Genomic DNA, 11,398 nt, shown 5'->3' on the forward strand with positions numbered 1-11,398 from the left:
GCTATGGCTGCGCTTTGCGCCTAGATCAGGCGCCTTTTGACGTGCTGCTCGGACACGTTCGAAATACTCTCAGCCTCTCAGGTCAGCGCTCTATTCGGGTAGAGAGAACGATGGCCGAGGTGGTGCGCTCCACGCCGTCGAGCGCACCGATGCGGTCGATCAGCGCATCCAGCTCGCCGATCGATGTAGCCGCCGCGATGGCGATCAGGTCGAAGGGCCCGCTGACCGAATGCAGCACCCGCACTTCCGGAATCTTGCGCAGCGCCACTTCGATGGCGGCGCTTTGCTTTGGCACCAGCGTGATCATGACGTGAGCGCGCACCAGCGATGCCTCGAGTTCGTCGGGAACGGTGATCGTGTAGCCGGCGATGACCCGCTGCCGTTCCAGCCGCTCGATGCGGCTTTGCACCGTCGTGCGCGACAGGCTCAGTTTGCGGGCGAGTTCGGCGGTGGAGGCTCGCGCGTTCTCACGCAGCAAGGCAATCAGCGCGTGATCGGTGACATCGAGCAGGAGTTTTGGCATTTCGACGAAATAGCGCCAATGTTTCGCCGAATTGTGTTCGTGGTTTCGTCTGTAGTCCAGCTGCGTTCTGCGTAGGGCGGCATGAGAATTGACCCGGTTCCACACTCTTGGAGGCAGGCATGAAGAACATCCTCGTCATCGGCGGCGGCAAGATTGGTTCTGTGGTGGCCGACCTGCTGGCTCAAACCCCGGAAGACTTCGGCTACCACGTGACCGTTGCCGACCGCTCCGAAGCGCTGCTCCAGGAGATTGAAGACGATGCCAAGAAGTCGCCCCGTCTGTCCACCTTGTGCCTCGACGTCACGGACGCCAAGGCCCTTCGTGCCGCGATGAAGGGCTGCTTCGCTGTGCTGAGTGCCGCTCCTTATCACCTCACCATCAAGGTCGCCGAAGCCGCCCGTGACCTGGGCGTCCACTACCTTGACCTGACCGAAGACGTTGCCAGTACGCGCCGCGTGCTGGCGCTGGCCGAGGGTGCCTCGACTGCCTTCATTCCCCAATGCGGCCTGGCGCCCGGCTTCATTTCCATCGTCGCCGCCGATTTGGCCCGCCAGTTCGACACACTCGACTCAGTCCGCATGCGCGTCGGCGCCCTGCCTGCCTACCCGAGCAACGCGCTGAACTACAACCTGACCTGGAGCACCGAAGGCGTCATCAACGAGTACTGCGAGCCGTGCGAGGCCATCGTCGACGGTCAGGTCCGCGAAGTGCCTGCCCTCGAAGAACGCGAGGAGTTCTCGCTTGATGGCGTGCTGTATGAAGCCTTCAACACCTCCGGCGGCCTGGGCACTCTGTGCGAGACGCTGAAAGGCAAGGTCCGCACGCTGAATTACCGCACCATCCGCTACCCCGGTCACGCCGCCATCATGAAAGCGCTCTTGCACGATCTGCGCCTGAAGGATCGGCGCGGTGTGCTCAAGGACATCCTCGAGCAGTCCGTTCCGGCGACCATGCAAGACGTGGTCATCGTCTTCGTGACGGTGTCGGGCATGAAGGACGGGAAGCTGGTGCAAGACACCTATGCCCGCAAGATCTACAGCCACGTTCTGGCCGGCAAGACGCGCAGCGCCATACAGATCACGACGGCGAGCAGCCTGTGCGCAATGCTCGACATGCTCGCCCAGGGCCGCCTGCCGCAGACGGGCTTCGTGCGCCAGGAAGACGTGCCGCTGCGCGACTTCCTCGGCAACCGCTTCGGTCGCGTGTACGCGATGGAAGAGCTGTCGAAGGCCGCCTGAATTCGCAGCCGGAGTCGCGCAGGGTGCACGCGACCTGAGAGGCTGAGAGTATTTCGAACGTGTCCGAGCGTGACGAGCGGGCATGATCGAAATACTCTCAGCCTCTGAGCAACCTCGCAGCGGGTCTAAGCCGGGTCAAGGCCGAAGTGGCGGCCTCCCCTACACTGCGGCGCTCCACGAGCACCGCAGCGAACAGGCCATGAGTTACGACTACAGCTCCGAGTCCAAGCGTCTTGAACTGCCCAATCCCTACCAACTGCAGAACCGGGTTCTGTCGATCAGCGCCGCGCTCCTGCTGGTGGCCGGTGTGACGTGCCTGTGGTGGGCCCGCAGCGCCATGCAAGACCAGGCGGTGCGATTCGCCGCGGCGCCGCTGCTGGCCGGGCTGCTCATGCTGGGCGCAGGGCTCGCCGCGGGCGCGATGGCCGCCAGGCGGCTGCGATTCTTCTTCGGTCGCGGCCGGCCCGCCTCGCTTGCGCCTGAGATCCCCGTCGGCGCCTATGGCAGCTCCGTCCCCGCCGATGCCGTGAAAGAGCTGCTGCGCCAGGGCGGCATCACATATCCGGAACCCAAGGGCGCCATCGAGGGCCTGCTCTACCACTGGATGCCCACGCTCATCACCGCGCCAGTCAAGGTCCAGCAGCTCGCGCAGCTGTCGATGTTCAACGTCGCCGCAATCGTCGCGACTTTCGTGAGCTTCTTGTTCTCGTGGCTGGTATTCGGCACGCAAACGACCCGGCCGTGGATCGGCATCGTGTACTTCGTGTTCGGCGCGTACTTTCTTGTGAAGCCGGTGTTGTCCGAACAGCGGGCGCGCCTGAGCCGGGCCTCGCTGGTGGGGCTGATCGCGGTCGCCATCGTCGGGCCCGTGGCGATCGGGCTGGCCGGGTCCAGCTTGCCATCGCTCGGCGGCTTCTCGCTCAACGTGCAGACCTTCGTGATGCTGGGCACCGCGCTCGTCGCCTGCACACTCGCCATGGTCGCCGTGCTCGCACAAGTGGACGCCTCGCCGCAGACACGCACGAGCGTCGAGCAGGCTCGGTTGTCCATGAACGGTCCGCCCGCAGTGCTGATGGATGAACTCGATAGGCACCTGCAGTCGGAGTGGACCGAGCGCATTCCGAATCGGCGCTATGCGCGCATCGACCCGGTTACCTCGTCCGCGACTCCGAGCGGCAGCTTTGCAGGTGAGTTGTTCGAGGAAACGCAACCGCTTCCGGTGGCAGGCACCAAGGCGCCGACTTTCGCAGCCGCCCTGGCCGAACCGCGGCATCGTGCCCTGCTGCTGCTCGATCTCTACGGGCTGGCGCTGGTGATCGTCGCTGCGAGCCTGTCCTTGTATTTCGTGCGCAACTTCGACGCGTTCGCGCCGTGGCAAAACAATCGCTTCTCTCTACTGGGCAACTCGGCCATCCTGGGACTCGTTGCGTACTTCTGCTTCGACCGCTCCTCGCAGCTGTGGGGCCGCTTCAATTTCGAGTCGGTGCTGGTGTGGGTCGAAATGATCGGCAACTACCAGACCTCACGGATCGGCACGGGCAACCAGTTCACGAGCCGAATGAACACCGAAAACGACGTGGTGCGCACCGAGTCGATGACGCTTCGCGTCTGGCGTGCCCGCATCGAATCGGTGGTGTTCGGCAAGGACGCGGCGCGGCAAGTGACTGCGATGTTCTCCACCGAAAGGGAAGCCAGGGCGCTTGCTCAGCACTTGATGCACTTCGGTCGCAACCAGAGCGTGCTTGTATCGCCCGGAGCGCCGGAGGACCAGGCCCGCATGGCCGCGTTGAATGTGGGAGAACGTTCGCTTTCGGGATCAGCGGACGGTGCAACGGCTGCGCAGATTGAACGGACACTTCGCACGGAGGCGGCAATTTCGACGGTAGAGCCGCCGTCCATCCTCGACATGGACGCGAATGACGCGCAGCCCGCGTTGCACTGCACGCGCTGTGGCCAGCCGACGCAGCCGGGCGCTCGGTTTTGCGCGCAGTGCGGCAACTCCCTGGGGCGTTAAGAATTTGGCCCGGAATTAGTTCCCGATTTGGGGGCGCTGGGCGGGATGCGATGCAAGGCGCTTCGAGCGCCGAGTGGCGAGCCACACAAGTGAGGAGCAACGCCGCAGCGCGCCCGCCCAGCGCCCCCAAATCGGGAAATTGTTTCGGGCCAAATCCTAAGGATTTGGCCCGGGTTGCATCCAGGCCACGAATTCAGACGGTGACGCTTTCGCGGGACACGACCCGCGCTTCCAGCGCCTTCAACACCCGTCCCACCGCCGCGACTGCGATCCTCGAATGCCACACGGTATCGGGCGACGATGACTACCTGTTGAAGGTCGTGGCGCGCGACTTGAAGAGCCTGTCGCAGTTCCTCACCGACCGGCTGATGCAGGTGCCGGGGGTGGACGATGTGCGCTCGATGATTTTCCATGGAAGAGGTCAAGGCCTCCGCGCCCTTGCCCGTCGACCTCGCCACTTGAATGAACACACACCACATCAGATTTCACAACGCGACCCCTTGGGAAGGCCTGATGCCACGCGACGCATGATCGCGCGCGACGAACGATAATCGCACCTTGATTTGGTTAGCGAACATCTTGGTCGCCGTTTCTAGGTAGATTCGTCCGCTGAACGAATTGACATGGTCCATTTGCACAGCGAGCGGGCGAATAACGCCCCCACTAGTCGGGAGTCCTAGATGAATGCATTCGACCGAAACGTCGAGTCCGATGTCGCCATAGACGCGACTGGCGCTACCAACCTTTCCGGCTTGGCCGCTCCCTTGGCCAAGCCTGGCCCGCAAAAGCGCGACTTGATCGCCGGACTCGAAAAGGGGCTGGCGGTCATCTCATGTTTCGATCAGGACCGTCCGCGCCTGACCATGACCGAGGTCGCATCGCTGTGCGGCCTCACGCGGGCCGCGGCGCGCCGCTACCTCATCACGCTCGAGTACCTGGGCTACGTGACCAGCGAGCGCAAGATGTACTCCCTGACACCCAAGGTCTTGCGCCTGGGCCAGAGCTACATGCACTCGGCGCGCCTGCCTCGCATCGTGCAGCCCGAACTGCACAAACTCGCTTTCGGCCTGAAGGAAGCGTCCTCGGCCGGCGTGCTCGAGGGCGCCGACGTGATCTGCATCGCGGCCACCAGCGCCGGACGCGTCGTGTCGTCGACCCTTCAACCAGGCAACCGCGTGCCAGCCTACTGCACCGCCAACGGCCGCGTACTGCTGTCGGCACTCCCGCAAAACGAGGTCGACGCCTGGATCGCCAAGCAAACCCTCGCACCGCTCACCACCAGCACCGTCACAAGCCCGGAGCGCTTGCGCCAAGAAATCGCACGAGCACGCTCGCAAGGCTATGCGACGGTGGACCAGGAACTCGAACCCGGCCTGCGCACGATCAGCGTGCCGCTCAAGAGCTACCGCGGTGAGGTGCTCGCAGCGATGAACATCAGCGTTCATGCGGCACGCGTCAGCATGGACCAACTCGTCAACGACTGCCTGCCTGCCCTGCTTCAAGCGCAGGCCAGCATGCGGACGGTGTTGTAGGCATGAGAGGCTGAGAACCTCTCGGTAAGCGATGCGCGGTATGTCACCCGGACGTTCGCCGAGTTCCATGGGGCACGCTCGAAAAACTCTCAGCCTCTGAGCACTACATCGGGTTGCCGGATGACGCTTCAATCTGGCCACCTTGTCGTGTAGTCTTGGCTCGATGCAACTCCGAACCAACCGCCAGCAGATCGCCGACCTCTTCAGTGTGGAAGCTCGGCTTTTTGTCGAATGGGCGGATGGAAGGAACGATGCCGGCCCGCTGATGGCGCCCGTCGTCCTGCGTCGTGTGGTCGCCGTCTATACCGCCGCATTGGCGCTACCGCAGCCGTGGAGCGAGCACGTGTCGAATGACCGTGACGACGACCTCGATTTGTCCGATCGGCTGGCTGCCGTTCGACACCGTGCTTCGGCAATTCCACTGCAGCACTACAGCGAGATCTTCAGCCCGCTGGTGCCACCGGAAGAACCCGTGGTCGGCGACCTCGCCGACGACCTCACCGACATTTATCGTGACCTGGCCGTCGGTTTGCATTTGCATGAAGGTGGCGACATCGACGACGCGCTGTGGGAATGGGGGTTCAAGTTTCAGATCCACTGGGGCAAGCACGCTTCATCCGCCATCCGCGCCCTGCATTGCTACCTCGCCCAGGAGGACCCAAGCGGCCTGTGCAGCAGCTCGTAGCGGCAAGCCCAGGCGACCCGATTCCGTCGACGATGCGCCATATCGTCTGCACCCCATCACACGATGGCTACGTCGAATCGGCTCTTTCCTCGGCGACGTCGACCTCAGCCACCTCAGCCACCTCAGGCGGACGCACGATCATCACTGGAATCGGCGAGTTGCGCAGCAGGGCTTGCGCCACCGCGCCGAGCGACGCTTTGTTCGCGCCTTCGCCGTGCGCGCCCATGATCACCGCATCGCATTCGTTGCATTCCGCGATTTCGGCGAGCATGTGCGCCGGGTCGCCCGAAGCGATCTCGATTTCGTACTCGATGCCCGCCTCGGTCAACAAGGCAACGGCCTTCGCGACCGCATGTTCACCAGCTTCAAGCGCGACACGCCGCAAGGCCTGCGCGTCGTGCACCACCACCAACTCGTACAGCGAGCTCGGCTCCTGCACGTTCGCGAGAAGGACTTCCGCCTTGAGCCCCTCACGCACGAGGCGAATCGCGTGGTGAACGGCCTCAAGGGACTGAGGTGAACCATCAACAGGCAGCAAGATGTGCATGGCATCCTCGACTGTGATTGAGACAGGCGTGAGCTTGAGCCGGTGTGTCGGCTCGCGTCAAGCCTCAAGAGATGTGTAACTTCAGGCGCGCGCCTTGACGCGGGCATCCCACATTCCGAACGATCTTCAAGTTCGGTCCGCAATCCTGCGAACTTCAAACCGCGGTTTTTTGTGGCCGCGCCTCGGGGGGACCAAGCAACGCCAACTGAGCCTCGTAAGCCTGAACAAAGACCCTGCCGAACAGTGAGTCGAAATCGTCCTCCACCTCGCGCAGGAGTTCGGCATGCTGTTCGCCGTAGCGCTCCCAAAGCCTGGCCTTGCGGTTGACGGGCATCAGGTTGTCCCATACCCCCTTGCTGGCGAGTCGGGATTCCAGTTCCTCCGGATCAAAACGGGCGAGAACGGCTTCCAGCGCGGCGCGCATGCCGGCAAGCACAGCAAGTTCGTGGGCACGCAAGTCGTCGAAGGCGGCAGCAACGGCTGCAAGCGGCGCAAGAAAGCCGCGCTGAGGCGGCCCCAGCATGCGGGCAAGCGCCGTGTCCACATCGGGCGAAAACTTCAGCGGATTGTTCTGCCGCATCTGTGGCAGCGTCTGGCCCGCGCCCAGTGCGCGCTTCGCAATGGTTCGGGAGGCCAGCAGCCCCAGTGTGCCGCCCACGGTGCTGCGAAGCAGTGCACCGATCAACTCCAGTTGTTCCTTCGACCGCAACGCGGGCGGCACAGGCGGCACACCCAGGCCGGCATACAAGGCGGCGATCAATTCTTCGGCTTGCACTGGCGTATTCGGGCGCGCAGGGGTGGCACCGTAGCCCGAGGTGTCGCCGACGACGAGATCCAGGTCATGCGCGATGACAGCCGGTGTGCTGGGCACGGCAGCCGGATGCAGCAAGTCGTGGAAAACGCTGGGCCTGGCCGTTTGCGCTGGGGACAGCAGGCTCATCGGATCAGCGCCCCCCGACGGCGCAGACCACATCGCCTCGTCGCGGGCATGGAGAACGAACGGACCGACCTGCAAGTCGGCCCCATCGTCGAGTGGGTATTCAATGCCGGGGGCGAGGGGCACGCCGTTCAATTGGCACAGCAGGTTGGTGCTGATCAGGCGGACCAAGTGGCGACCGTCCCGCCAGGTGATCTGCAGGTGCCTGCGCGAAATGCGGCGTTCGGGGTCGGGCAGCACCAGTGTGCAATCGGCACCACGCCCGATACTGCCGCCCGCTTCGTCGAAGCGGGCCGTCAAGTTTGCGCCCAGCGGATCTCCTGCTCGGGAAACGACACGGATTGCGATCATTTGAACTTGAACCGCTTCCGGCCCTCCGGCAACACAGACAGGGTTGGACGCCTTCGATCGTCGATATTACTGCCGCCGCATCCGGCACATGCCCCCCAGGTTCATACGCCCCCCCCACGAATGCAGGAAGAGGAAGATTGACAGCGCTTGAGTGCGAGGTCCATATTGCTTGAGGAACCTGGTCGACTCTTGGAGGCGCTGGCAAATGATCCGTGTACTCATGCTCGCTGCAGCCTTGGCAATGATTTCAAACGCGCATGCAGTTGACTCGACAAGCACGTTCACGATCCTCGAAGGCAATGCACTGGTGTATCGCGGCGCAGGCAGCGTGCGTGGCGTCGAGGGCCTGCAGCTGGTGCGCGGCGACATCGTGGACATGGCTGCCTCCTCTTTCGCGCAGATCGAATATCCCGACCAGTCGATCATTCAGTTCGGACCGTCCACGCGCGTCATGCTGATCGGCGGGGCTGAGCGGCAGAAACCAGGACGTTGGCTGTACCTGATGGAGGGGTGGGTCAAGCTGTCCACCCCCAAGCAGGCCCCGACCCCCGCCCCTGCCTTGGAGCTTCGCTCGCCGCTCATCGACGTGCCCGCCAATGCGGCCACCGTGGTTGTGCTGCGGCAATCACCAGCTGACGTCAGCCTCTTCGTCGAACGCGGCGAGTTGCGCCTCGCCGAGCGGCAGGCGAACGGCAGCACCGTTGCGGTGCCGCTGAAGGCCGGTGATTTCTACGCGCGCAAGCAGGGCTGGCGCGGGACCGTGACGCACAAGGCGACACCCACATTTGTGAGCGAGATGCCGCGCGACTTTCGCGACTCATTGCCTTCGCGGCTGGATCGATTCCGTGATCGGCAGGTGCAGGCCATGGAGGCGCCCGCCTTTGCGTATGCCGATGTTGAGGGCTGGCTCAAGGCCGAGCCGGCTGTGCGTCGGCCGCTCGTGCAGCGCTGGCGCGCAAAGGCCCGTGAGCCGACCTTTCGGGCAGCGCTGATCACCAACCTGTCGGCCCACCCCGAGTGGGATCCCGTGCTGTTTCCCGAGAAGTACAAGCCCAAGGATCCGCCGCGCGCCGCGTGGACATCCGGCCGATCGGCCAGCGGCGCCGCATCGTCCGCCACCCGTTGAATTGAGGTCATCGCGATGAAATTGCTGTTGAAGTTCAACCTCGTGTTCTTGCTGATCTTCGCCTTGGGCCTCGCCGCCACAGGTTATGTGTCATGGAAGCTGCTGGAGCGCAACGCGAGGGAAGAAATCGCCCAGAACGCACGGCTTTTGATGGACACAGCCATCGCGGCACGCGGGTACACCTCGACCCAGGTGAATCCCTTGCTTGAAACCCAACTGAAATACACCTTTCTTCCGCAGTCGGTACCGGCCTATTCGGCCACCGAGGTGTTCAATGACCTGCGAAAGACCCACAGCGCGTACGGCTACAAGGAAGCGGTGCTGAACCCGACGAATCCGCGCAATCGGGCGGTGGACTGGGAAGCCGACCTGATCACGCGCTTTCGCAACAGCAAGGACACGACTGAGTTGATCGGAGACCGGGACACGCCCAATGGGCGTTCGTTCTACATCGCGCGTCCGCTGCGCGTCACCGCGCAGAAATGCCTGCAGTGCCACAGCACCGTCGACGTGGCCCCCAAGACCATGCTCGAACGCTACGGCCCGGACAACGGCTTCGGCTGGACGCTCAACGACGTGGTGGGCGCGCAAATCATCTCCGTGCCCACGGAGGTTCCGCTTGAACGTGCCAAGCAAGTCTTCACGGTGTTCATGGGATCGGTCTCGGCAGTGTTCGTCGCGATCGGCATCGTCCTCAACACCATGCTGTGGGCGCTGGTGATTCGCCCGATCGGCAAGCTGTCGACATTCGCCGACAGGGTGAGCCTGGGCGAACTCGAGATTCCCGAATTCGAGCGCGAGTCACGCGATGAGATCGGCGCGCTGTCCCGTTCGATCGCCCGCATGCGTACTAGCATGGTGCAAGCGATGAAAATGTTGGAGAGCTAGTGCAGCGTGCAGTGAATCAGGGGCACTCATGACGATTCCGACAAAGGTAGGCAAGTACCCGATTTCGGAACTCATCGGCAAAGGAGCGATGGGGGTCGTCTATCGCGGCTACGACCCTGTCATCAAGCGGCACGTTGCGATCAAGACCATTCGCAAGGAGCTGATCGACGACGAGGACATGACCGAGACGCTGTCGGGGCGTTTTCGCCGCGAGGCGCAGGCGGCCGGAACATTGAACCATCCGGGCATCGTCTCCGTCTACGAGTACGGCGAGGACACGCAGCACGCTTTCATCGCCATGGAGTTCGTCGAAGGCAACAGCCTGCGCGAATTTCTAACGCAAGGCGCCGCGTTCAACGAGCATGACTCGGTGAGCATCATGGTGCAGGTGCTCGACGCACTGGAATTCGCGCATTCGCACGCCATCTGGCACCGCGACATCAAGCCGGCCAACATCCTCGTGATGAGCAACGGCCGCGTGAAGCTCACAGACTTCGGCATCGCACGCATCGAAACTGCCGACCGCACGACGACCAACCTCATCATGGGCACGCCCGGCTTCATCGCACCCGAGATGTACCTGGGCGGGCAGATTGACCACCGCGTCGACATCTTTGCGTCGGGCGTGCTCTTCTACTACCTGCTGTCCGGCAAGGCGCCATTTCGCGGGCACTCCGAAGCAGTGATGCACGACGTGTGCTATCACGACCCCGCGCCACCATCGACCATCGATCCGCAGCGCCATTGGCCGAAGTACGACGCAATCGTCGCGCGCGCACTCGTGAAGGACCCGGACCACCGCTTCCAGAGCGCCGGCGAGTTCCGCAGGGCCATCCTCGCCGACTACGCAGAACCGCTGGACAGCACCCTGTCCGATGCGACCATCCGATCGCCCATCCGACGGTCGATGTCGATCGGCATCAATGGGGGAACGCCTTCGACGCCGAAGCCGCTGTCGGTCCAGGGCACAAGCACCCCGCCGCCCACCGGCTGGAGTTCGACGGTGCTGGCGGGCATCGAGCTCGAGTTGGCCCGCTTCCTCGGGCCGGTCGCGCGGGTGCTGGTGCGGCGCGCGGCCCAAAAGCACAAGGACCTCGATACCCTGACGGCGGCGCTGGCCGAAATCATCGAGCGCTGGAATGACCGGGAGTCATTTGTGCGCGCCGTGACCGGCAAGGGACTTGCCGCATTGCATGCATGCGTGCCGGCGGGCACCGACACGCCGCTGCCGCGCACGCCGACGCCGGGACCACCAGTCACGCCCGAGGAACTCGAGCGCACGACGCGCATCCTGACGACCTACATCGGGCCGATCGCTCGCGTGGTGACCAAGCGGGCTGCCGCAAACGGTGCGAGCCGGCACGACTTCTTCAACCAGATCGTACAAAGCCTGCCTACCGACGCACAGCGCGAGCGCTTCCTGCGTGAGGCGGCCGTCTTGGGCGTCTGAGAGGCAGAGAGTATTTCGATCATGCCCGCTCATCACGCCAAAAGACCCCTGCTCGTCGTTGCAAATGCTCGCCATAGCCCGGGCTATGGCTGCGCTTTGCGCCTAGA

The 11,398-nt window shown here is 63.5% G+C and carries 10 protein-coding genes and 1 pseudogene; 8 read left to right on the plus strand and 3 right to left on the minus strand.

What is annotated here, in order from left to right; genetic code table 11:
• Positions 1 to 82 precede the first annotated feature (82 nt).
• Positions 83 to 523 carry an Lrp/AsnC family transcriptional regulator gene (locus AC30NL_RS20875; protein ID WP_489465900.1) on the minus strand — a complete coding sequence of 147 codons (441 nt, stop codon included), beginning with the start codon at positions 521 to 523 and terminating at the stop codon, positions 83 to 85.
• Positions 524 to 642: 119 nt separating this feature from the next.
• Between AC30NL_RS20875 and AC30NL_RS20880 the strand changes: the two genes are divergently transcribed.
• The 5 genes and pseudogenes from AC30NL_RS20880 (at position 643) to AC30NL_RS20900 (ending at position 5,992) form a co-directional block, all read left to right on the plus strand.
• Positions 643 to 1,761: a saccharopine dehydrogenase family protein gene (locus AC30NL_RS20880; protein WP_489465901.1), complete on the plus strand. Its 1,119-nt coding sequence runs from the start codon at positions 643 to 645 to the stop codon at positions 1,759 to 1,761.
• Positions 1,762 to 1,960: 199 nt separating this feature from the next.
• Entirely contained in the window at positions 1,961 to 3,775 is a 1,815-nt protein-coding gene (locus tag AC30NL_RS20885) for a zinc ribbon domain-containing protein (protein WP_489465902.1), read from the plus strand.
• A 50-nt stretch (positions 3,776 to 3,825) separates the two neighbouring features.
• Positions 3,826 to 4,237, plus strand: a pseudogene (locus tag AC30NL_RS20890) (Lrp/AsnC ligand binding domain-containing protein).
• A gap of 218 nt (positions 4,238 to 4,455) precedes the next feature.
• Positions 4,456 to 5,307 (plus strand): IclR family transcriptional regulator domain-containing protein, encoded by an 852-nt coding sequence (locus AC30NL_RS20895; RefSeq protein ID WP_489465903.1) that lies wholly within the window; start codon positions 4,456 to 4,458, stop codon positions 5,305 to 5,307.
• 163 nt (positions 5,308 to 5,470) lie between these two features.
• Positions 5,471 to 5,992, plus strand: a complete 522-nt coding sequence (locus AC30NL_RS20900; RefSeq protein WP_489465904.1) for a DUF5063 domain-containing protein — start codon at positions 5,471 to 5,473, stop codon at positions 5,990 to 5,992.
• 67 nt (positions 5,993 to 6,059) lie between these two features.
• Here the strand turns inward: AC30NL_RS20900 and AC30NL_RS20905 are convergent, their stop codons facing one another.
• Together AC30NL_RS20905 and tagH are read right to left on the minus strand one after the other, a co-directional pair.
• Positions 6,060 to 6,539 (minus strand): universal stress protein, encoded by a 480-nt coding sequence (locus AC30NL_RS20905; RefSeq protein WP_489465905.1) that lies wholly within the window; start codon positions 6,537 to 6,539, stop codon positions 6,060 to 6,062.
• A 154-nt stretch (positions 6,540 to 6,693) separates the two neighbouring features.
• Complete coding sequence (gene tagH, locus AC30NL_RS20910) at positions 6,694 to 7,827, minus strand: type VI secretion system-associated FHA domain protein TagH (RefSeq protein WP_489465906.1); 1,134 nt, start codon at positions 7,825 to 7,827, stop codon at positions 6,694 to 6,696.
• Positions 7,828 to 8,032: 205 nt separating this feature from the next.
• Here tagH and AC30NL_RS20915 point away from each other — a divergent pair, with 205 nt between their 5' ends.
• From AC30NL_RS20915 to AC30NL_RS20925, 3 genes are read left to right on the plus strand one after another with little or no spacing between them, the layout of a single operon-like run.
• Positions 8,033 to 8,953, plus strand: coding sequence for a FecR family protein (locus tag AC30NL_RS20915; RefSeq protein ID WP_489465907.1), 921 nt, complete (start codon positions 8,033 to 8,035; stop codon positions 8,951 to 8,953).
• 15 nt (positions 8,954 to 8,968) lie between these two features.
• The gene (locus AC30NL_RS20920; RefSeq protein WP_489465908.1) at positions 8,969 to 9,841 is read left to right on the plus strand and encodes a Tll0287-like domain-containing protein; all 873 of its coding nucleotides are present in this window, start codon (positions 8,969 to 8,971) and stop codon (positions 9,839 to 9,841) included.
• 28 nt (positions 9,842 to 9,869) lie between these two features.
• On the plus strand, positions 9,870 to 11,291 hold the full coding sequence (locus AC30NL_RS20925) for a serine/threonine-protein kinase (protein WP_489465909.1): 1,422 nt from the start codon (positions 9,870 to 9,872) through the stop codon (positions 11,289 to 11,291).
• Positions 11,292 to 11,398 lie beyond the last annotated feature (107 nt).

Origin of the sequence: Rhizobacter sp., from assembly GCA_021153565.1 — a bacterium.
In the GTDB taxonomy this organism is placed as follows: domain Bacteria; phylum Pseudomonadota; class Gammaproteobacteria; order Burkholderiales; family Burkholderiaceae_C; genus Albitalea.